This is a genomic window from Schumannella luteola, assembly GCF_013408685.1.
GTDB classification, from domain to species: domain Bacteria; phylum Actinomycetota; class Actinomycetes; order Actinomycetales; family Microbacteriaceae; genus Schumannella; species Schumannella luteola.
The window spans coordinates 1708744-1731059 of record NZ_JACBZY010000001.1 but is presented as its reverse complement, the minus strand read 5'-3'; the positions used below and the strand labels follow the sequence as shown (position 1 = coordinate 1731059).

Sequence of the window (22316 nt, the reverse complement as noted above, 5' to 3'; positions counted from 1 at the left end):
CGGCGGAGTCGAGGCGGGGCGACGCACTAGGCGGACTGCTCCAGGGTGATCACGCTGCCGCCGCCGAGGTCGATCAGGGTGCCGGCGATGACCGCGACGGGCTCGTCGCCGCGCAGCAGCTGCGGGGGCTTGCCCGGCAGCACGACCGAGGTGCCGTTGCGCGAGTTGAGGTCGGTGACGACGACCGTGTCACCCTCGATCTGGAAGCGCACGTGCGTGCGCGAGATGTCGGGATCGCCGGCGAGCGTGACGAGCCGCGGCAGCTCGCCGCCGGTGACGCGGCCGGCCGGGGCGCGCCCGACGAGGGTCTCGCGGGTCAGCTGCTCGCGGATGCCGCTCGGCAGCACCAGCCAGAACTGCGGCCCCGCGGGCGCCGCGGCGATCTCGCTCTCGGCGGGGCGCTCGTGGCCGGGAGTGCCGAAGCTCAGCACCGTCTGGCCGTCGTGCTCGCCCTCGAAGCCCGGATCGAAGGCAGGGGCGACGGGCGCGGCCGGGGCTGCGGCGGCCGCCGCGGCCTCCTCCTCGCCCTCCTCCGGCGGACGCACGGCGGCGTCCTCGATCGGCCGCACGATCGTGGCCTCGAAGAGGTGGTCGTAGTCGCTGCCCTCGGCATCGGCATCGGACTCGGGCGCCGCGGGCTCCTCGGCGGGAGCGGCCGGGTCGACAGCGGACTCGTCGGCGAGAGCGTCGTCGCTCGAGGGGATGATCGTCTGCTCGACGAGCGTGTCGGGCTCGGCGGGGAGGTCAGCGGGCTCCGGCTCGGCGGCGGCCTCGGCGTCGTCCTCGGGCTCCGTCGCCTCGAGCCCCGTCGCCTCGGCGTCGACCGGCTCCTCGGGAGCGTCAGCGGGCTCGGCCGCGTCAGCGGGCTCGGCCGCGTCAGCGGCGTCGGCATCGTCGGCCTCCGCGTCCGACCCAGCGGCGTCATCCACGACCCCGGCGGCATCGGCGAGGTCGATCTCGGCGACCGGCGGCGCCGCGGCGACGAGCGGGGCGACCGCGACCGGGATGACGTCGGCGGCGATACCGCCGGACGCCGCCGCACCGGAGGCGGAGTCGTCGTCGACCGCACCGGCGCCGCCCTCGGCGACCGGCGCCGTCCCGGCGGCGATCGGCGAGCTCGCCGTCGACGACACCGAGACCCGGCTCGCCCAGACCGCACCGTGACCGAGCGGCAGGGCGGTTCCCGACGACACGGCCGAGGTCGTGACGACCGCCTCCTCGAAGCCGTCGACCAGACGCTCGACCCAGGTCGCGACGCCCGATCCGCCGATCTCGACGGGCTGACCCTGCGCCGATCCCGACACCGTGATCTCGCCGCGCACGATGACCCGCGCCGGCCCCTCGCCGTCCGGGTGCTCGAGCAGCGCGAACGACGGCGTCGCGGCGAGTCCGCGCGAGGTGAGCGCCTCGATCACGCGCCGCGCCGGCTCGGTTCCGGCCAGCTCGCCGAGCAGCGCGGCGGGCTCGAGCGCGGCGTCGGCGCGCACCACGAGCAGCAGGCGGTCGGCGGCGAGCGCGGCCCACTCGCCGGGGGTGCCGGGAGTAACGGAGTAGATGGTCACAGCAGGCTCCTCAGGTGGCGGTGGGGCGCGGGGGGCGCCGTCGGGTCGGCGCAGCTCACAGCGAGCCCCGCGGATGCGTGTCGTCGAACTCGAAGACGTGGTCGCGCCGTTCGGTGCTCAGCGCGGAGGCCTCGGCGAGCTCGCCCGACTCGACCACGATCGCGGTCACGTTGTCGCGGCCGCCGGCGTCGAGCGCCGCCTGCACGATGCTGTCGGCGAGGTCGCGGTCGGGGTCGCCGTGGCCCGACAGCAGCTTCTCGATGTCGAACAGCCCGAGCTCCTTCGTGACCCCGTCGGAGCAGATCAGGTAGGTCGCCGCGCCCGAGTAGGGCAGCAGCCAGGCGTCGATCTCGACCTCGTCGGCGGCGCCGAGCGCGCGGGTGATCGTGTTGCGCTCGGGGTGCCGCTCGGCTTCGAGCTGGGTGATCTCGCCGGCGTCGACGAGCTCCTGCACGACGGAGTGGTCGATCGTGAGCTGCGTCAGCGTGCGACCGCTCCAGCGGTAGACGCGCGAATCGCCGACGTTGATGACCATCCAGAGCAGCTCGCCCGATTCGGCCCGCACGACGGCGAGGCCGGTGAGCGTCGTGCCCGAGAGGGCGCCGGTGATCGGATCGCGCAGGGCGCAGACGGCGGTGTTCGCCGAGCGCACCGCCTCGAGCAGCTCGGCGGGCGACACCGGCTCGGATCCGGGCAGCAGCGCCTCGAGCGTGTCGATCGCGGTACGGCTGGCGCGATCCCCGCGCTCGTGGCCGCCCATCCCGTCGGCGACGAAGTAGAGCGGGAAGCGCGCGAGCGCCAGATCCTCGTTCACGCTGCGCACCCGGCCCACGTCGCTGCGCGCGCTGGAGAGCGGGCGCGCGGCGGAGGGGTCGAAGTCGTCGTCGGTCATGATCGCTGGTCCAGTATCCACGAGCGAGGCTCCGGTATCCACGCGAGCGGGGTCGGGCCGCCCGTGGATCCCGCCGCCGCTCAGCAGTTGTGCCCGCTGCGGTACGCGGCCGGGTAGTCGGTGTCGTCCTGCAGGATCATCAGCTGCTCGCCGTAGCCGGTGATCGTCGACAGCGCGTACTGCTTGCCGTTCTGCTGACCGCGGCACTGGAACTGGATGCGCGTTCCCGCGGCGATCGAGACGCAGTCGTTGTTGTAGGCGTTGAAGTTGGCCACGTGGATGCCGCAGGTCGTTCGCGTCGTCGCGTTCGGCAGCGGTGGGGGCGGCGGCTCGTTCTGCACGACGGTCGGGGCGCCCGACGCGGCCCAGTCGCTGCACTTGTCTCCGGTGTTGCAGGCGCGAACCTGACCCGAGTAGCTGCCGGCGCCTTGTCCGCCACGGCTGCCGCTGGTGCCACCCGTCGTTCCGCCCGATCCGTTGATCTGCCACTCGTAGCGCACCGTGCCGCCGCCGCTCGACGAGCTCGCTCCCCACTTGATCGAGACCGTGGAGGGTGCGTATCCGCTGTTCGACATCGTCACGCCCGTCGGAACGGCGGGCACGCCATACGGGGTCACTCCGACGCTGGCAGTCGAGGCCGAGCTGTCCGTCGCGATCGACGACCCCGGGACGACGGCGTGCGCGACGACGGTGAAGCTGTAGGACGTGCCGTTCTGCAGCCCGGTGAACACGCACTGCGCTCCGGCGGCGCAGTCTCGGCTCTGACCGGCGCTGCTGCGCACCGTGTAGCCGGTGATCGCGGTGCCGTTGGTCTGCAGACTGCCCTGGTGCACGACGGTGGCGCTGCCGTCATCCGCGGTCGCGGTCGGGCGCGCCGGCGCCTCGGGCCGATCCCAGATCGTCGCCGTCGCGCGCCCGGTGACCTGGCGGGTGCTGTCGTCGGTCGCATCCTGCACCGTGTAGACCACGACCGCGTCGCCGATGAAGCTCGCGCCCGCCGTGATCGTGACGGTGGATGCGGTGTGCGTCACCCGCGCGCCCGAGTTCGGGTTCTCGAGCTTCGCGTCGACGACCGTCAGAGGCTCGTCGGCGAAGGGATTCGTGTCATTCGACGTGACGGCGATCGTCGCCGACTTGCCGCGGGCGACGAAGTCGTGGTCGTCGATCGTGCGCGGCAACGGCAGCGTCGACGACACGACCGTGGCGAGCACGCTCCCCTTCACCCGGAAGTCGTCGTAGACGAGGGTGAACGTGATGCGCGCGATGCTGCCGATCTTCGCCTTGCGGGGTGCGGTCAGCTGCAGCACCGATCCGCCGAGGCTCGGCTGCACCTGGGCGGTGCCGCCGGCGAGATCGGTGAACGTCGTGTCCTGCACGACCTGCGGGTTCTCGTGCGCGGTCGCCGTGTGCAGGTCGAAGTCGAGCGTCGTGCCCGCCTCGACCCTCAGACTCGGCGAGCTGAACGTCGGCGCCTTGTCCTTGAAGCCGGGGTCGCCGACCGTGATCGACAGGCTCAGCGTCGTCGTGTTCCCCTTCGGGTCGGCCGCGCTCGCGCCGTCGGTCACCTCGAAGCTCAGCGTGGCCGGGCCGCGATAGCCCTTCTCCGGCGTGAAGCGCAGCGTCGCGGCGTCGACGTAGGGCGAGGCGCCGCTGCTGCGGGTCGCCGAGACGTTCTTCGCCCCGGTCAGCACGGGGTCGCGACCGGAGGGGCAGACGACCAGATCCGTCACCTTGTAGGTCTTCGTCTCATCCACCCGCACGATCTGCTTCGCCAGATCGGGGCGGATCTTGCACGGCAGATCGAAGCCGGCCTTCGGCGCCGGCGGCACGATGAGGAAGGCGGTCGCGGTGAGGTCGTCGATCGCGTTCGTCAGCGTGTAGGCGATCGCGGTGCGCTTGGCGCCCGCCTTCACCCGCACGGTGCCGTCGTCGAGCACGGTCGCAGCCGCGCGGTTGGGGCCGGTCGCGGCGACCGCGAGGTCCTTGAGAGCTCCCCCGGGGTTCGTGGCGCCCGCCCGGGCGTCGACGACGAGCGTGCCGTCGTCGCCGAGATCCTTCTGGTCGATCACGTGGTCGACCGCCGTGGGCGGCTGCAGCGGGGCGTCCTTCGTCACCGTGACGGCGAGGGTGGCGGTGTCGACGCCGCCGTGCCCGTTGATGATCGTGTAGCCGACGACGAAGGCCTGCTCCTTCTCGGGCGCCGTCACCTGCACCTGGCCCGAGACCACCTCGGCCTCCACGCCGGCCGGCACCGTGAGCTTGTCGCTCACGGTCAGCGTGTAGCCGTTCGGGTCGGAGTCGTTCGCGAGCACCGGCACCGTCGCGGTGCGCCCGGGGCGCATGGCCGTCTCGTCGTTGACCGCGACCGGCTGCATCGCCTGAGTCGGCCGGGGCAGCACGCCGATCTTGATCGTGCCGGTCGCGCTGACGCCGTAGCTGTCGACGACCTCGTAGGTGAAGAAATCGGTGCCCGGCTTGTCGGGGAACGCCGTGTAGGTGAATGCGCTCGCGTCGTGCTTGATGAGCCCGTTGGCCGGCGCGACCGGGAAGCCGACGAGCTGCGTCGAGTCGCCGTCGGGGTCGATGCCGTCGAGCGGAACCTGGATGGTGACGTCCGATCCGGCGAAGACGCGCGCGACGATCGGCTGCGGCACCGGGGCGCGGTCGCCCTTAGCCGAGTCGGCCGTGACCGTGAAGGTCACCCGCGCGGTCGCCTCCTGTCCGTAGTCGTCGCCGACCGTGTAGACGACCGAGTAGGTGCCCGGAGCATCGGGAGCCTGGAAGCGTACGCGCCCGCCCGAGACGAAGGCGAGACCCTCGGTCGGCGGCTCGACGAGGTCGGGACGCAAGCGCAGGGGCACGCCGTCGGGGTGGCTGTCGTTCGCCAGCACATCCACGCTCGCGACATCGCCGGCGCGCACCGTCGCCTGATCGTCGACGGCGATCGGCGCCTGGTGGTTCACGAGCGGCTGCACCGGCAGCACCGCGACCGTCGCGGTCGAGCTGCCCAGCCCGTCGGAGATCGTGTAGCGGAACTCGGCCGGCGTCTTCAGCACCTGACTCGAGGTGACCCGCAGCTCGGTGTTCGACACGATCTCGACGCTGAGGAACGACTGGTCGTCGGGGATCTCGACGCTCTGCACGCCGATCACGCGACCGCTCGGCGACACGTCGTTGTTCAGGGGCTTGAGCGTGCCGGTCTCCGCGCCGCGCAGGTAGACGGTGTCCTTGACCGCGATCGGCGGCAGCGGCTTCTCGGGCGCCTCGCGCACATCCACCCGGATGAGTCCGATCGAGGTGACCGGGCCCGCGGCGAGCGTGTACTGCAGGTAGTAGGCGCCGGGGCCCGGCGAGGTGACGTCGATCGTGCCCAGGTCGGTGTTCGCGCCCGCCTGGATGCCGTCGGTCAGCGGCTCGATCGACACCAGCTTGAGCGGGGCGCCGCTCGGCGAGGAGTCGTTCTCGAGCGGCGCGAACGACGACCGCTCGCCGACGAAGGTCTGGTAGAAGTCGGGCGTGCCGACCGGCTTGAGCTGCCCGGCCGGCTTCACGTCGATGGTCAGGGTGCCGGATGCGGTGGCCGCGCCATCCGACACGGTGAAGTCGACCTGCTTCTCGCCCGCCTGCTGCGAGGTGTTGCGGAAGGTGACGGTGCCGTCGGCGGAGAATCGCACCGCATCCCCGCCGCGCGCCTGCGCGTTGTCGAGGAAGAGCCCGTCGCCGTCGGGGTCGATCCAGTCGGCGAGCACGTTGTAGCCGATGCTCTGCCCCTGCTCGACCGCGACCGAGGCCTGGCGCTGCGCGACCGGCGGGTTGTTCACCTCGGGCGGCACGATCTGCACCTGCACGTTCGCCTGCGCGACGCCGCCGGGCCGGCCGTCGTCGACGGTGTACCGGAACGAGAAGGCGCCGCTCGCGCCCTCGTTCGGCGTGAACTGCAGCGCGCGCGATCCGTCGATCTCGTCGAGCGTGCCGAGTGCCGCCCAGCCGTCGGTCACGTTCGTGATCGTCAGCACGTCGCCGTCGGGATCGGTGTCGTTGTCGAGCACCGGCAGGATCGTCGTCGATCCCGGTCGCACCCCGAAGGCGTCGTCGCGGGCGATCGGCGGACGGTTGACGTCGGTGCGCTCGGCCAGGGTGTCCTCGAACGACTGGGTCGCGCTCTTCTCGTCGCCCTCGGGGGCGTCGGTGTCGTCGGGCGGCGTGACCTCATCCCAGTTGTCGACCAGGCGCAGGGTCTGCTTCGGCACCCACACGTCGCCCGAGTTCGTGTCGTTGAGCACGATCACGTCGCGATTGACGCGGAACACGAGCTGCGCCGAGCGGGACGCGTCGGGGATGTCGAAGTCCTGCGCCGCCTGACCGTCGCAGGCGAGCAGGTAGCTTCCCGCCCTGGCCCAGGCGCCGTGCACGCAGCCCGCGAGACGCACGGGCGCGGCGATCCGATTCGCGTCGGTCGTGGCGGTCGAACGGGGCGTGCCGATCGTGGTCGGCTTCGCGTCGCCGTCGAGCGGCACGCTGAGCAGCCGGTCGGAGGTCGCCACGAGGGCGGCATCCGCTTCGGCGCTCGCCTGCTGCAGCTTCAGCGGCGTGCCGCTGAGCTTCACGCTCGAGCCGTCAGCCCGGATCACCCGCTTGCCGCCCGCATCCAGCACGACCGGCACGTCGCCGACCGCGCTGATCTGCACCTCCGCGTCGCCGCCGAGCTTCGGGATCTTCGTCGACACGGGCGCCGAGCCGGGCGTCACCGTATAGAGGAGTCCCTTCACGGGGCTGACTGCGAACACCGTCCCGTTCTCGGCCACGACCGCGGCGGCGCCCTGACCGAGCTTCAGCAGCGGACGGTCCTTCGCCGCGTCGAAGGAGAGATTCGCCTGCGTGCCGACGGTCCAGAGGGCGCCGTCATCGGGACGCAGGATGCCGAGCACGTTCGTGCCGTACGAGACCTGCGCACCCTTCGGCACCGTCACCTCGTCGCCGAACTCGAGGTAGGCGGGGTCGACCTTCGAGAGCGTGCCTCCCGAGCGGTCGTGGATGAACGCCGTCTCCCCGTCCTGGAGCACGTCCAGATCGCCCGAGGCGGCGTTCACCGCGCCGGTCAGCTCGTCGATCTGCCGGTTCAGACGACCGCCGAGCGCCTTCTCGGAATTGGTGACCCAGACATCCTTCGTCGTCAGGTCGACGTCGCTGAGCGGGTAGCCGGGATGCGCGACCGCGAGAGCGAGCAAGGCACCGCCGACGACGGCGATCGCGGCGCCCGAGGCGAGCGCCTTCGGGCGTGCCGCGAGCCGACTCAGCGCTCCCACGCCCGCCTCCGCTCCGGCCCGACGCGCGCGGAGCCGGGGTCAGTCTAAGTCGAGGGATCCTGCGACCGGTTCCCCGGTCGCCTGCCCGCCCGCCCGCTCAGGAGTCGAGCTGCTTCTCGACCGGCGCGCGCCGCGCATCCATCCGCAGCTTGATCACACTCGCGACCACCGCGACCGCCATCGACGCGACGATCACGCCGAGGGAGACGAAGGTCGGGATCTCGGGCGCCCACTCGATGCCGTGCCCGCCGTTGATGAACGGCAGCTCGTTCTTGTACATGGCGTGGAAGACGAGCTTCACGCCGATGAAGGCGAGGATGAACGCGATGCCGTACTTCAGGTAGACGAGCTTCTCGACGAGGTCGCCGAGCAGGAAGTAGAGCTGACGCAGACCCATCAGCGCGAAGACGTTCGCGGTGAACACGATGAACGGGCTCTGCGTGATGCCGAAGATCGCGGGGATCGAGTCGAGCGCGAACACGAGGTCGGTCGTGCCGAGCGCGATCAGCACGATCAGCACCGGCGTGAAGAAGCGGCGGCCGTCGACGGTCGTGCGCAGCTTCGCCCCCTCGAACTCGTCGGTGATCGCGATGCGTCGACGCAGGAAGCGGATGAGACGGCTCTCGTTCTGCGCCTCGTCGTCGTGGTTCGTGAACGCCTGGTTCGCGGCCGTGTAGAGCAGGAACGCGCCGAAGATGTAGAACACCCAGCTGAAGTTCTCGATCACCGCGGCGCCGATCACGATGAAGATGCCGCGCAGCACGAGCGCGATGATGATGCCCACCATCAGCAGCTCCTGCTGGTACTTCCTCGGCACCTTGAACTGGGCCATGATCAGCAGGAACACGAACAGGTTGTCGATCGACAGGCTGTACTCGGTCAGCCAGCCGGCCACGAACTGGCCCGCGTGCTCCGCATCCCCCAGCACGAGCATGAGCCCGGCGAAGATGAGCGCGAGCAGCACGTAGAAGCCGATCCACAGCGCCGACTCGCGGGTCGACGGCACGTGCGGGCGCTTGAACGCGATGATCACGTCGGCCGCGAGGATCAGCAGCAGCACGACGTAGGTGCCGATCTCGAACGCGAAGGGCAGGGCGAGGGTCATTCAGACTCCGGAGGGGTTTCGGTCGGTGCCGGGGTACGGCAGAGGGCCGAAAGTCTCTCCCCGCCGCGCCCGCCCGCGACGGCCCTGCGGCTGTCGATGGTGGATGTGCGGCGTCCGGTCCCGGGGCGACGTCGTCGGCGCCCGTCCTGACGGAAACGGATTAGCGGGATACTCCCTCTCGCGCCGCCTAGTCTAGTGGCCTCGCCGACCCAGCCAGGAGACCAGATCCCCGTGACTTCGCCGCGCCCCACCGACAACCCGTCGTACTCCGTCCCGCCCGCCGCCCGCGGCCGCGGCGCCACGGCAATCGGGTACTTCATCTTCTTCAGCCGCTGGCTGCAGGCCCCGCTCTATATCGGCCTGATCATCGCCCAGCTCATCTACGTCGTCGTGTTCATGGTGGAGCTGTGGCATCTCGCCGAGCAGGTGATCGTCGATCCCCTGCACATCTCCGAGGCGAAGATCATGCTCGGCGTGCTCGGCCTCATCGACGTCGTGATGATCGCGAACCTGCTCATCATGGTGATCATCGGCGGCTACGAGACCTTCGTCTCGCGCATCGACCTCGACGGGCACCCCGATCAGCCGGAGTGGCTGTCGCACGTCAACGCGAACGTGCTCAAGGTCAAGCTCGCGATGGCGATCATCGGCATCTCGTCGATCCACCTGCTCAAGACCTTCATCGAGGTCGGCGACCTGGGCGCGAAGGGCTCGACGACCCAGCCCGGTGACGTGACCGGCGAGACCTACACGAGCGAGGGCGTCTTCTGGCAGGTGATGATCCACCTGACCTTCATCGTGTCGGCGGTCGCGCTGGCGCTCATCGACAAGTGGTCGCTGAAGCACTCGGTGCCGGCCGCCGGCGGCGGCACGATCTCGGTGCCCGGACCGGCGCCGGTCGCCGGCGCCGCCGCGGGGGCCGCCACCGGCGCCGTCCTCGGAGGCCCGGCCGGAGCCGCGCTCGGCGGAGCAGCCGGCGCCGCCGAGTCGAGCCCGGAGCGCCCCACGCACTGAGCACGGCGCTCGACATCACGCAGAAGGCCCCGCCCCGGATCGTTCCGGGCGGGGCCTTCGTCGCATCCTGGACGACCAGGGATGACGCCCGGACAAAGAAGAAAGCTCCCGGTTCTGATGAACCGAGAGCTTCTTATTGCTGGTGACCCCAGCGGGATTCGAACCCGCGTTACCGCCGTGAGAGGGCGGCGTACTAGGCCACTATACGATGGGGCCGTCACGACAACTGGATGAGTATGACACAGCCGCCGACGGGCTTCCAAATCGAGCGGGCCGGTCGGTGCGCTTCGGCGTGTCGCGCGGCGTTCAGGCCCGGTTTTCCAGGGATTCGCGCGTCGTTCGCGAGGTCTGCTCGACCGCGTCGACGTGCGCCGCCGGTACATCCTCGCCCCGGTTTCGCGACCGCTCTTCCCCCTGTCGGCGGTCGGTGCTGTCATGGGCTCATGAGCGACGACGACACGACCACGGTCATCTCGGCTGACGGCACCCCGATCGCGGTGCGCACGCACGGCGAGGGCCTCCCCGTGATCGTCGTCAACGGCGCCCTGTCGCGGGGCGCTGACGGCGAGGAGGTCGCCGCCGAGATCGCCCGCCGCGGCTTCCAGGTCGCGACCTTCGATCGCCGGTCGCGGGGCGACAGCGGCGACACCTCTCCGTACTCCCCCGAGCGCGAGGTCGAAGACCTGGTCGCGGTCATCGATCACCTCGGCGGCCGGGCGTCCGTCGTCGGCCACTCGTCCGGCGCGATCCTCGCGCTCGTCGCCGCCTCGCTCGGCGCTCCGATCGCCCAGCTCGTGCTCTCGGAGCCGCCGTTCCTCTTCGAGAACCCCTTCGCCGCCGACCTGCCCGACCGGCTGCAGGCGCACGTGGATGCCGACGAGCGCGACGAGGCGGTCGCCCTGTTCCAGCGCGAGGGAGTCGGCCTGCCCGACGAGGCGATCGAGCAGTTCCGCCAGACGCCGCTGTGGCCCTCGCTGCTTCCGCTCGCCCAGTCGACCGTCTACGACGCGACGATCACCCGCGACTTCGCGATCCCGACGCCGACGATGCTCGCCGTCGGCATCCCGACCACGATCCTGCGCGGCGAGCAGACCTTCCCGATCCTCATCGCCGCCGCCGATCGTCTCGCGACCCTGCTGCCCGAGCACCGCCTCGTGATCGAGCCGCGCATGCAGCACCACCGGCTCAACCCCGAGGCTGCCGCCGACCTCGTCGCCGCGCTGCACGCGAGCTAGACCCGGAACCCACTGTTTCTGGGTCTGACGTGTCCCCGTTCGTCGAACGGGCCGGAAGTCTCAGGCGCGGGCCGGCGGGGCCGTCGAACCGCGCAGGCGCAGCTCCGGGTCGATGAGGATCTCCTCGGTGCCGACGGCGCGCTTCGAGATGAGTGCGGTGACGATGCGGCCCACGTTCTCGGCGATGCGGTCGGTCTGCTGGCGCACCGTCGTGAGCGGCGGGGCCGTGAAGTCGAGCATGGGCGAGTCGTCGTAGCCGATGATCGACAGGTCCTGCGGCACCCGCAGTCCTGCGCGTTCGGCAGCGCGGTAGCCACCCAGCGCCATCTCGTCGCTCGAGGCGACGATGCCGGTCACGCCCTGCGCGATGAGCGCGGCGGTCGCCTGCTGGCCGTCTTCGACGTTGAAGTGCTTGCGCACCACGAAGTCGTCGGCGTCGTCGATGCCGCGGCGCTCCATCGCCTGGATGAAGCCGTCGACGCGGCGGTCGGCCGGGATGTTGTCGACCGGCCCGGCCAGCATCCCGATGCGGCGGTGCCCGAGGTCGTGCAGGTGCCCGACCGCGAGCTCGGCCGCGCGCCAGTCGTCGGTCGAGACGACCGGCGCATCCGTGTCGGGGAAGCCGCCGTTGATGCTCACGTAGGGGGTTCCGCGCGACTCGATCAGCTGAACGACGCGGTGGTCGGCTTTGGTCAGGGTGTTGCTGGCCGAGAGGAAGACGATCGCGGCGACACCCGAGTCGATGAGCGCCTCGACGTAGTCGCGCTCCTGCGGCGTGCCCGGATACACCTGGCAGATGATCGACTTCAGGCCGTGCGGGCTGAGCTCGTTCTCGATGCGATCGGCCTGCAGCGCGAAGATCGGGTTGCGCAGGTTGGGCGTGATCATGAGCACGAGCTCGTTGTCCATCGGCCGCTCGTAGCCGACCTGCCGCAGCGCATCCTCGACGGCTGCTCGCGTCGCCGCCGAGACGCCGTACTTGCGGTTGAGCACGCGGCTGACCGTGGCCTCGCTGACCTCGGCGAGCTGGGCGATGTGCGCCAGGCTCGTCGAGCCGACGGGCGTGCGGGAGCCCTTCCGTCGCGGGGCCGGCTCGGCGCCCGCCTGCTGCATCACCATCGCGTTCCCGTCTTCTCTCGCAGAAACCTACACATCCGCTACTGCTTGACCGATCCGCCGAGCAGGCCGGCCACGAAGTGACGCTGCAGGAACAGGAACATCGCCAGCACCGGCAGGATCGAGATGAACGTGCCGGTGAGCAGCTGGCCGTAGTCGGTGGTGCCGATGCCGCGCAGGGTCGCGAGCGCGACGGGCAGGGTGTACGACTCCGGGTTGCGCTGGATGATCAGCGGATAGACGAAGTCGTTCCAGCGCGCGAGGAACAGGAAGATCGCCAGCGCCGCGAGCGAGGGCCGCATGATCGGCAGCACCAGCCGGAAGAAGATGCGGAACTCCCCCGCGCCGTCGATGCGGCCCGCCTGCAGCAGCTCGTCGGGAACCGCCTGCATCGCCTGCCGCATGAGGAAGATGCCGAAAGGCATCGCCAGATCCGGGAGGATCAGCGCCTGGTACGAGTCGAGCCAGCCGAGCTGCACCATGATCTTGAACAGCGGCACGAGCGTGACCTGGCCGGGCAGCGCCAGCGAGGCGATCAGCAGCCCGAACATCAGGTCGCGGCCGCGGAAGGTGAACTTCGCGAAGGCGTAGCCGGCGGCGCTGCAGATGATCAGCCCGAAGAAGGTGAACAGCAGCGACACGACGACGGAGTTGCGGATCGCATCCCCGAACTTCACCGAGTCGAGCAGGCCCTTCAGGTTGTTCCAGAACTCCGGCCCGGGCAGCAGCGCCGGCGGCGAGCTGAAGATGTCGGATGTCGTGTGCGTCGTCGCGACGAACAGCCAGATGAAGGGCGCGATCATCACGACGGCGCCGAGCGCGATCACGGTGGTGAGCACGATGCTGAGCGCACGGTCTCCGGGCGAGGTCGGCTTGCGGCGGGCGGCGAGAGCGCGCAGCCGCTCCTTCGCAGCGGCCTGCGCCGTCGCGGTGCTCGTGACTGCGGCGCTCATGACGCCCTCCGTCGCAGCACGAGGAGCTGCACGACCGACAGCACCGCCACGATCGCGGTGAGCACGTAGCCGATCGCCGAGGCGTAGCCGAAGTCGAAGTACTTGAAGGCGTTGTTGTAGAGGTACATGCCGATCGTGAGGGTCGCGTTGTCGGGGCCGCCGCCGGTGAGCACGTAGGGCTCGTCGAAGAGCTGCAGGGTGCCGATGGTCGACAGGATCACCGTGAGCACGAGCGCGGGGCGCAGCCCGGGCAGCGTCACGTTCCAGAACTGCTGGCGGCGGTTCGCGCCATCCATCGCCGCCGCCTCGTAGAGCTCTTCGGGGATCGACTGCAGCTGCGCCAGGTAGATGACGGCGTTGTTGCCGGTGTAGTGCCAGGTGAGCGCGAGGATGATCGACACCTTCGCCCAGTTCGGGTCGGCCAGCCACGGCACCCGCGGCAGCCCCACCGAGGTGAGCAGGAAGTTCAGGAAGCCGTCGTTGTAGCTGAGCAGCGCCGAGAAGAGGATGCCGTAGGCGACGAGCCCCATGACGATCGGCACGAAGTAGGCCACGCGCAGGAACGCGCGGGCCTTGAGCAGCTTCGAGTTGAAGGCGACGGCGAGCAGCACGGCGATGACGAGCATCACCGGCACCTGGATCACCAGGATCTGCACCGTGTTGAGCAGCGCGCGCCCGAACAGCGGGTCGGAGAACACGCGGGCGAAGTTGTCGAAGCCGACGAAGGTGTCGACGCCGCCCTTGTTGCTCGTGAAGCTCAGCACGAGCGCGTAGAGCACCGGGTAGGCCTTGAAGCCGAGGAACAGCAGGATCACCGGCAGCAGGAACAGGTACGGGATGTGCCGCCCGCGCAGGGTGCGTCGACGGCGGGGCGCCGGCGCGGCGGCCGGGGCTCGCGTCGCGGCGGCACTGCCGGACGTGGTGGTGAGTGTGGTCATGTCTTCTCGGATGCCAGGGTGCGGATGCGAGCCGGAGCCCGCATCCGCACCGACGGTTCAGCCCTTCGCGATCTTGCGGCCGGTCTGCCCGGCGAGCAGCTCGGCGGCGTCGGAGAGCGCCTTCTTCGGGTCGGCGCCGCTGACCAGCACCTGGGTCTGCGCGTCGTCATAGGCCTTGAGAGCCTTCGCGTAGTCCTTCGTGTAATAGTCCGGCGGCGTCTTCTGGTTCAGCGCGGTCATCACCAGGTCGTTGGTGTTGATGCCGAAGTAGTCGTTGTCGGCCTTGAAGGCGTCGGTCTCCCACATCGGCTTGAAGCTCGGGAACAGGTGGCCGCCGTCGTAGACGAGCTGCTGCCCTTCGAGCGTCGCCATCGAGAACTCGACGAAGTCGTAGGCGAGCTGCTGGTTCTTGCTGGCCTTCGTGACGGCGAGGTAGGTGCCGCCCGCGGAGGCGGCGGTGAGCCCGCCGGCTTCGGTCGCCGGGGGCGTGCGCACGGCCCACTTGCCCTGCATGTCGGGGGCGTCGTTCGCGAAGGTGCTGACCGCCCACGAGGCGAGCGGCAGAAGCGCGACCGGGGTCTCGCCCTTCGCCTGCGAGGTGGTGCCCTGGCTCTGCGGCACGTCGGCGATGAGTCCGGCGTCGTTGGCCTTCTTCATGAACTCGAGCGCATCCACGCTGCCCTTGCTGGTGAAGTCGATGTCGCCCTTCTTGTCGAAGAAGAACGACTCGCTCTGCCGGGCGAGCATCTGCCAGAAGTTCGCGGCGTCGGCCTGGGTGGCGGCCTTGTCGACCGCGAAGAGGTCGGCGCCCGTGGCGGCCTTGATCTTCTTGCCCGCGTCGAGCATCTGGTCCCAGGTCTCGACCGAGGCCGGGTCGACGCCCGCCTGCTGGAACAGGTCGGTGCGGTAGAAGATCAGGCTGGTGTTGACCTCGAAGGGGATGCCGTACTGGTGCCCGTCGGCCTTCTGCGCACCGCCCCAGAGTCCGGTCGGGAAGTTCTTCTCGAGCTTGTCGGCGCCGAGCGGGGTGAGGTCGGCGAAGCCGTCGGGGAAGGTCTCGAGGTAGTTGCTCATGTAGTCGGCGCCGACGTCGATCACGTCGGGGAGGCCGCTGCCGCCGGCGGCCATGCCGGTGGTGACCTTGTCCCAGATGGCGGGGTTGCCGACGTCCTGCACCTTGACGGTGACGCCGGCGTGCTTCTTCTCGAAGGCGGGCACGGCCGCCTTCATGCCCTTGACCGGGTCGCCCCAGCCCCAGACGGTGATGGTCTTCGAGCCGGCGTCGTCGCCGGAGGAGGTCGAGCAGCCGGCGAGGGTGCCGGCGGCGAGCGCCGCGCCGAGGGCCAGCGCGCCCGCACGGGCGGCCCAGCGCCTCGGTCGGGAGAAGTGGGAGGTCATTGCTATCGAGATCCTCTCTGATCGGATTGCAGCACCGGTGGGGAGTCGGTCTTCGGCGAGTATCGCCGTTCGGCTTGCAATCTTGCAACCGAAGTTTGCAAACTGTAACCGAGCGATTCGCGACCTGGCAAGCGACGACAGTTCGAGCCGGCGTCACGACCGCACGCATCACACGAAGGAGTGCCCCACCGATGCAGCAGACCGCCAAGCCGACCCGGCTCCCCGCGACCAGCGCGATCCTCACCCCCCGGGATGAGCGCACCTGGACCGCCACCGCCCCCGAGGGCGAGCCCGGCATCGAGCTGCGTTCGAGCGGCGGGTCGGTCGTGCTGCTCGACGGCCGCGACGAGCTCTTCGTGCTGCCCGGCGACGACTCCGGTCGCACTCTGAGCGGCCGCGGCACGGCCTGGCTGCTGCCCGGCGACGCCCTCGGCGAGGAGCCCGCCTGGCTGCTGCAGGCGACGGGCGGCGACAGCGACAGCGCCGGTGCCGGTGCCGCGATCGAGGCGACTCCCGACGCCGACGGCTGGGTCATGCGCATCGCCGCCCGCGAGGCCCACCTCATCCGCCATCGCGCCCGCCCGCACGCCGATGTGACCGGAGCGCGCTTCGCCCTCGACATCCCCGGCGGCGAGCTGCTCGCGGATGCCGCTGCCGGCTTCTACTGGGACACGATGGTGCCCTGCATCGTCGAGCGCACGGTCGCCGCCGACTACCCCGACGCCGCCGGCTACGTGATCAGCACGCTCGCCGACAAGTACCTCGGCACCTACCCCGACGTCGACCACGAGTTCCAGATCAAGGGCCGCCTCGCCTGGGGCGACCGCGCCGACCTGCACGTCGTGCGCCGCATGATCGAGCTGCAGCTGCGCATGATGCGCGAAGACCCGACCGGCCTCTGGCGCGACCCCTGCGCCGTGCAGCCCGACGGAGACCGCGAGTACCACGTGCGCCGCAACAGTGCCGACGGGCGCGAGAACGCGGAGATGTTCCTCGCCACCGGCAACATCGCCGTGATCGAGTCGGTGTGGATGTACATCGCCCGCACCCGCGACCTCGACTGGCTGGCCGCGCACATCCACGAGCTCGAGGGCGCGACCTCGCTCGTCGAGAGCTGCCTCGACCCGCTCGGCCGACTCTGGAGCGACGTCTACTACGAAGACCAGGTCATCAAAGACGGCCGCGAGACCATGTCGGCGTCGCTCGCGATCCGCTCCTTCGAGCTGCTCGCCGAGCTCGAGCAGCTGCTCGGCCGCGGCGAGCGCAGCGACCACTACCGCGCGCGGGCGGCCGAGCTGACGAGCGCGCTCGTCGCGCCGCTGCCGGTCGGCTACTGGGACGAGGATGCCGGGCGCTTCACCGACTGGGTCGATCGCTCGGGCGTCGTGCACGACCACATCCACCTGCTCGCCAACGTGCTGCCCGCCCTCTTCGGCCAGGCGGATGCGGCGCAGACCCGCGCCGTCGCCGAGCTGGTCGAGCGCGAGCGGCCCGAGTTCCAGCGCTTCCCGACGTTCCTGTCGGCGCGGGTGCAGGACTACACCGCGAGCGAGATCGGCGACGGCGGCCCCTACGACCTCTGCGCCGCGGGGCGGTACTGGAGCTGGGATGCGGCCTACTGGTCATGGCGCGGCGACGGCGCGACCCTGCGGAAGCAGCTCGACACGGTCGCCCGGCAGGGACGCGACGACGCCTGGATCATGGGCGAGCGCTACGACATGAACCACGTCTACTACGTCGACGGCACGCCCTGGCACGGTGCCGCGCACTACTACGAGTACCCCTGCGTCTTCGCGTGGGTGCTCGTCAACGAGTACCTCGGTGTCCGACCGGCGCTCGACGCCGACCTGATCGTCGCGCCGCGCGTGAGCGACCACGGCACGATCACCCTCGAGCAGGACGCCTACCGGCTGAGCTGGACGCTGAGCGACGCCGGCTTCGAGCTGCGCAATCTGGCGGATGCGACGCGGAGCTTCCGGGTCGATCTGTCGGCGATCGCGGGCGCGAGCGCGAGTGCGGGCGCTGGCGTTGGCGGCGGCGTTCAGAGCGTCGGCGCGCTCGCCACGGCCGAGACGCGCGTCGAGCTCGCCGCCGGGGCCTCCGTGCTGCTGCCGCTGCCGGGCGCCGCCGCGTGAGCGCCGCACAGCCGGCGCCCTCGTCGCCGACGTCCGCGCTGTCGAGCGCCGCGCTGCCCGTCGACATCACGGGCACGCCGTTCAGCATCCGCGGTTCCTTCTTCGCCGTGTCGGCCTTCGACGACGACATGACGCCGGGCGTCTACCTGCGTACCGTGCGCGGCGGCGTGCGCAACCGCGAGATCCTGCGGCTGCGGGTCGGGGATGATCTGCTGCCGAGTGTCGAGGTCAGCGCCGGTCGGCTGATGCTGCGCGAGCGCGGCGCGGAGGGGCCGGGCAGACCCGCCGCACCGGCTGCCTGCCCGGCGTCGCCGACGCCCGCATCCGGCGTTCGCGCCGAGGTCGAGCTGACCTTCTCCGGTCGCGGACGCACCCTGATCCGCGTGCTCAGCGGAACCCTCACGATCGACTTCGCCGTGCGCGACCGCTACGACGTCGTGCTGGCCGAGAGCGAGCGCGCCTGGCGCTTCGTCGACAGCGGCGCCGTGCGCAACTACCGCCTCGAACTGCTGTCGGGGGCGGCCCGCTTCGCGAGCGGCTGGGATGTCGAGCACAGCACCGACGGACGACTCGAGGTCTCAGCTGTCGACGGCCCCGCCCTGCTCGCGATCGACGAGTTCGGCAGCGCGCCCGCGGCGAGCGCGTCGGTCTCGCCCGGGGTCGCGAACGCGGGGGGCCACTCGGCCCTCCTCTCCTTCGACGACGCCGTCGCCTCCGCCGAGGCCGACTTCGACCGCTGGTGGAAGCGGCACGGCGCTCCCGCGGCCCACGACCCGCGCTTCGAGCCGACCGCGCGGCTCGCCGCCTACGTCACCTGGTCGGCACTCGTGCCGGCGGGTGGCGCGCTGCGCCGCGAGTCGATGCTCATGTCGAAGAACCGGATGGCGCACATCTGGAGCTGGGACCACTGCTTCAACGCGATGGCCCTGCGCCGCGACCCGACAGCCGCGCTCGACCAGCTGCTGACGATCTTCGACCACCAGGACGAGCACGGCGGCCTGCCCGACCACATCGACGACGCCGGCGTGCAGTTCAACTTCGCGAAGCCGCCCATCCACGGCTGGACCGTCACCTGGCTCATGGATCACGACGCCGTCAGCGACGGCCAGCTGGCCGCGATCGAGGCGCCGCTGCGGCGCTGGACGACGTGGTGGCGCGAGCAGCGCGACTACCGCGGCGACGGCATCCCCTCCTACAACCACGGCAACGACTCCGGCTGGGACAACTCGACCGTCTTCGGCGAGGGCGTGCCGGTGCAGAGCCCCGATCTGCTCGCCTTCCTGGCGCTGCAGGAGTCGGCGCTCGGGCGGATCGCCGAGCGGCTCGGCCGACCGGATGACGCGGCGCACTGGCGAGGTCGCGCGGCGTCGACCGTCGCGCAGCTCGTGGACGGCTTCTGGACGGGCGAGCGGTTCGCCGCGCGGCACACGCTGAGCGGCGATCGCATCCCCTCGCAGAGTCTGCTCACGCTCATGCCGCTCGCCCTCGGCGAGCTGCTGCCTCCGGACGTGTTCGCGGCGGCGGTCGCGACTCTCGTCGAGGGCGGCTACCTGACCGCGGTCGGCCCGGCGACCGAGCCGCCGTCGAGCCCCGACTACGACCCCGACGGCTACTGGCGCGGGCCAGTCTGGGCGCCGACGACGCTGCTGCTCGTCGACGGACTGCGCCGCGGCGGACGCACGGACCTCGCCGAGCGCATCGCGCGCGACTTCGCGGCCGCGTGCGCCGCCGAGGGCATGGCCGAGAACTTCGACGCGCTGAGCGGAGCCGGGCTGCGGGATCGATCGATGACGTGGACTGCCTCGGTGCTGCTCGTGCTGCTCGACACGCTCGGAGCGCCGGAGGGCGTGACCGGGGATGCTGCCGCCGCGAGCTCGACCGTCACAGCGGCGCCCGGTGCCGACACCGCCGCCGCGGGCGCGGGAGCCCGCGCATGAGCCGCGTCGAGATCGGCGAGCGCGACTTCCTGCTCGACGGGCGCCCCCACCGCATCCTGTCGGGGGCGCTGCACTACTGGCGCATCCACCCCGACCGCTGGCGCGACCGCATCCGCGCCGCCCGGCTGCTCGGGCTCAACACCATCGAGACGTACATCGCCTGGAATCAGCACTCGCCCGAGCCGGGCGTCTGGCTCGACGGGGGCGCGCTCGATCTGGCGCGGTTCCTCGACGAGATCGCGGCCGAGGGGATGCAGGCGATCGTGCGCCCGGGGCCCTACATCTGCGCCGAGCTCGACGGCGGCGGACTCCCCGCCTGGCTCTTCACCGACCCCGAGGTCGGGGTGCGGCGCCACGAGCCGAGGTTCCTCGCCGCCGTCGGCGACTACCTCGCCCGGTCGCTCGCGATCGTCGCGCCGCGGCAGGTCGACACCGGCGGTCCGGTCGTGCTCGTGCAGGTCGAGAACGAGTACGGCGCCTACGGCGACGACGCCGACTACCTGGATGAGCTGACCCGGCTGACCCGCGCGGCCGGCATCACCGTGCCGCTCACCACGGTCGACCAGCCGCAGCCGCACATGCTCGAGCACGGCTCCCGCCCCGGGCTGCACCGCACCGCCTCCTTCGGATCGCGTTCGCCCGAGCGGCTCGCGACGCTGCGCGAGCACCAGCCGACCGGGCCGCTGATGTGCATGGAGTACTGGGACGGCTGGTTCGACTCCTGGGGTCAGCCGCACCACACGACCTCCGCCGAGGAGGCCGCCCGCGACCTGGATGCGCTGCTCGCGACGGGCGCCTCGGTGAACCTGTACATGCTGCACGGCGGCACGAACTTCGGGCTCACGAGCGGGGCGAACGACAAGGGTCTCTTCCAGCCGATCGCGACGAGCTACGACTACGACGCGCCGCTCGACGAGGCGGGGCGGCCGACCGCGAAGTACTGGGCGTTCCGCGAGGTGCTGGGGCGCTACACGACGTTGCCCGACGAGGTGCCGCCGGTCGCGGCCGAGCCGGCCACCGCGGTCATCCCGCTCACGCCGTCGCGCTCGCTGCTCGACGCCGCCGCGTCGGTTCCGGCCGTCGCCGCGACCGGCTCGCTGCCGACGATGTCGCAGGTGACGGTGGATGCGGCCTTCCTGCTGCACGAGACGAGCATCCGCACCGCCGCCGCGTCGGTGCTCACGGTCGGCGAGGTGCGCGACCGCGTGCACGTGATCGTCGACGACGTCGTCGTCGGGGTGCTCGCGCGCGACCACCACCAGCGCGCCCTGACCGTGCCGCCCATCCGCACCCGCCTGCAGCTGCTGGTCGAGAACCAGGGCCGCGTGAACTACGGCCCGCGCATCGGCGAAGACAAGGGCGTGATCGGCGGCGCCGCCCTCGGCGGCGAGGAGCTGCTCGGCTGGACGACGCGTGTGCTCGATGAGCGGGCGCTGCGCGAGCTCGGGGGCGCGGATGGAGTGGGCCGGGCAGGCGGGTCAGACGCGCCAGGCAGATCAGGCGAGTCAGACGGATCCGCTGACCCGGACGCGGCGAGCGCCGCCCTCCGCCCGCTGGCAGGCCCGTCCTTCGCGCACGGCACCGTCGAGCTCGAAGCAGCCCCGGCAGATGCCTCTCGTTCCGATCACTTCCTCGACACGAGCACCCTCGGCAAGGGCATCATCTGGGTCAACGGATTCTGCCTCGGCCGCTACTGGTCGCGCGGGCCGCAGCGCACCCTGGTCGTGCCCGGCCCGCTGCTCCGCTCCGGCCGCAACGACATCCTCGTGCTCGAGCTCGACGCGGCCCCCGCCGCGCAGCTGCGCTTCGTCGCCGACGTCGACCTCGGCTGGGTCGACGCCTGAGGCTCGGGCCACTCGGTCGGCTCGCCGGAGCGTCGGACGTCGAGCGAGAAGTCCGAAGCTCCGGTCAGAGCGCGGCGACCGTCGCCTCGGCGTCCGCGACGAGCAGGTACATGGCGCGCTTCGACGCCGGCGGCATCAGCTCGAAACCGAACTTGCGATAGAAGCTCTCGGCGGAATCGTCGAGGGCATCGACCAGAAACGCGCAGGCGCCGATGATGCGCGACGCCTCGAGCCCCTTGAGCACCGCGTCCTGCAGCAGGGAGGCGCCGAGCCCTCGACCAGCGAATCGCCGATCGACCGCGAGCCGACCGATGAGGATGATCGGCATCGGCGACGGCATGTTCCGCTTGACTCGACCGGCCGCGTCCTCGAGGGCGAGCGATCCGGCCGACAGACAGTAGTACCCGGCGACGTCGCCAGACTCCTGATCGACCGTGACGAAGGTGCGCGACGCGCCCGTAGCCTCGTTCGTGATCGCCCTGCTGCAGAGCCATTCGTCGAGCGACAGCTGGCCGCAGTCGAACGCGACGAAGTGATCATCCGCGGCGATCGCGCGCGGCGCACTGAATGAGCTCACTCGGCGAAGACGCTCGGGCGGCGAAGCAGGTCAGCGAGTCCACTCACGGGCTTCGCCGGACTGTCGAGGATCGCGTTGAACGCATCCCACGACTCCTGCGAGACATGAAGCTCGCGCTCGACGCGAATGACCTCTTCCGCCTCACGCACCAGGACCGTCACGGAGAAGTCCGTGACCGATCGGCCGGACAGCGCCGCGGCCTGCTCGATCTCCGACTTCTGCTCCCCCGTGAGCCGGAGTTCGAGCCGTTCGGATTTCGTCGCTGCCATAGCTGTCGAGCGTACGGCAATCTTCCGTACGATAC

The 22316-nt window shown here is 70.9% G+C and carries 15 protein-coding genes and 1 tRNA gene; 5 read left to right on the top strand and 11 right to left on the bottom strand.

The annotated features are described in order from the left end of the window. Positions 1-26: 26 nt before the first annotated feature. The 4 genes from BJ979_RS18125 to BJ979_RS07620 all read right to left on the bottom strand — a co-directional run bounded on the left by BJ979_RS18125 (position 27) and on the right by BJ979_RS07620 (position 8865). Positions 27-1562 carry an FHA domain-containing protein gene (locus tag BJ979_RS18125; RefSeq protein ID WP_179566740.1) on the bottom strand — a complete coding sequence of 512 codons (1536 nt, stop codon included), beginning with the start codon at positions 1560-1562 and terminating at the stop codon, positions 27-29. Positions 1563-1617: 55 nt separating this feature from the next. After that, positions 1618-2454: a PP2C family protein-serine/threonine phosphatase gene (locus BJ979_RS07630; RefSeq protein ID WP_179566739.1), complete on the bottom strand. Its 837-nt coding sequence runs from the start codon at positions 2452-2454 to the stop codon at positions 1618-1620. An 80-nt stretch (positions 2455-2534) separates the two neighbouring features. Then, positions 2535-7760, bottom strand: coding sequence for an Ig-like domain-containing protein (locus tag BJ979_RS07625; RefSeq protein ID WP_179566738.1), 5226 nt, complete (start codon positions 7758-7760; stop codon positions 2535-2537). 97 nt (positions 7761-7857) lie between these two features. After that, entirely contained in the window at positions 7858-8865 is a 1008-nt protein-coding gene (locus tag BJ979_RS07620) for a TerC/Alx family metal homeostasis membrane protein (RefSeq protein WP_179566737.1), read from the bottom strand. 231 nt (positions 8866-9096) lie between these two features. Between BJ979_RS07620 and BJ979_RS07615 the strand changes: the two genes are divergently transcribed. After that, complete coding sequence (locus tag BJ979_RS07615) at positions 9097-9879, top strand: TIGR00645 family protein (RefSeq protein ID WP_179566731.1); 783 nt, start codon at positions 9097-9099, stop codon at positions 9877-9879. Positions 9880-10019: 140 nt separating this feature from the next. Here BJ979_RS07615 and BJ979_RS07610 read toward each other — a convergent pair. Next, positions 10020-10095, bottom strand: a tRNA-Glu gene (locus BJ979_RS07610). 227 nt (positions 10096-10322) lie between these two features. Between BJ979_RS07610 and BJ979_RS07605 the strand changes: the two genes are divergently transcribed. Further along, positions 10323-11114 carry an alpha/beta fold hydrolase gene (locus tag BJ979_RS07605; protein WP_179566729.1) on the top strand — a complete coding sequence of 264 codons (792 nt, stop codon included), beginning with the start codon at positions 10323-10325 and terminating at the stop codon, positions 11112-11114. A gap of 60 nt (positions 11115-11174) precedes the next feature. Here BJ979_RS07605 and BJ979_RS07600 read toward each other — a convergent pair whose 3' ends face one another. Genes BJ979_RS07600 through BJ979_RS07585 form a run of 4 tightly spaced genes read right to left on the bottom strand, consistent with a single transcriptional unit; the run spans position 11175 to position 15519 of the window. Further along, the gene (locus BJ979_RS07600; protein WP_218853463.1) at positions 11175-12233 is read right to left on the bottom strand and encodes a LacI family DNA-binding transcriptional regulator; all 1059 of its coding nucleotides are present in this window, start codon (positions 12231-12233) and stop codon (positions 11175-11177) included. A gap of 38 nt (positions 12234-12271) precedes the next feature. Further along, positions 12272-13183, bottom strand: coding sequence for a carbohydrate ABC transporter permease (locus tag BJ979_RS07595; RefSeq protein ID WP_179566728.1), 912 nt, complete (start codon positions 13181-13183; stop codon positions 12272-12274). After that, positions 13180-14121 (bottom strand): carbohydrate ABC transporter permease, encoded by a 942-nt coding sequence (locus BJ979_RS07590; protein WP_179566727.1) that lies wholly within the window; start codon positions 14119-14121, stop codon positions 13180-13182. Before BJ979_RS07590 ends, BJ979_RS07595 begins: the two co-directional genes overlap by 4 nt. A gap of 57 nt (positions 14122-14178) precedes the next feature. Further along, positions 14179-15519, bottom strand: coding sequence for an ABC transporter substrate-binding protein (locus tag BJ979_RS07585; protein WP_179566726.1), 1341 nt, complete (start codon positions 15517-15519; stop codon positions 14179-14181). A gap of 191 nt (positions 15520-15710) precedes the next feature. On the opposite strand from BJ979_RS07585, the gene BJ979_RS07580 reads away from it, so the two are divergent. From BJ979_RS07580 to BJ979_RS07570, 3 genes are read left to right on the top strand one after another with little or no spacing between them, the layout of a single operon-like run. Continuing rightward, entirely contained in the window at positions 15711-17654 is a 1944-nt protein-coding gene (locus tag BJ979_RS07580; RefSeq protein ID WP_179566725.1) for an MGH1-like glycoside hydrolase domain-containing protein, read from the top strand. Next, positions 17651-19591, top strand: coding sequence for an MGH1-like glycoside hydrolase domain-containing protein (locus BJ979_RS18120; protein ID WP_179566724.1), 1941 nt, complete (start codon positions 17651-17653; stop codon positions 19589-19591). The genes BJ979_RS07580 and BJ979_RS18120 overlap by 4 nt, the downstream gene beginning before the upstream one ends. Next, positions 19588-21435, top strand: a complete 1848-nt coding sequence (locus BJ979_RS07570; protein ID WP_179566723.1) for a glycoside hydrolase family 35 protein — start codon at positions 19588-19590, stop codon at positions 21433-21435. The genes BJ979_RS18120 and BJ979_RS07570 overlap by 4 nt, the downstream gene beginning before the upstream one ends. A 64-nt stretch (positions 21436-21499) precedes the next feature. Here the strand turns inward: BJ979_RS07570 and BJ979_RS07565 are convergent, their stop codons facing one another. Together BJ979_RS07565 and BJ979_RS07560 are read right to left on the bottom strand one after the other, a co-directional pair. Continuing rightward, complete coding sequence (locus BJ979_RS07565) at positions 21500-22012, bottom strand: GNAT family N-acetyltransferase (protein ID WP_179566721.1); 513 nt, start codon at positions 22010-22012, stop codon at positions 21500-21502. Next, positions 22009-22281 carry a type II toxin-antitoxin system TacA family antitoxin gene (locus BJ979_RS07560; RefSeq protein WP_179566720.1) on the bottom strand — a complete coding sequence of 91 codons (273 nt, stop codon included), beginning with the start codon at positions 22279-22281 and terminating at the stop codon, positions 22009-22011. Before BJ979_RS07560 ends, BJ979_RS07565 begins: the two co-directional genes overlap by 4 nt. Positions 22282-22316 lie beyond the last annotated feature (35 nt).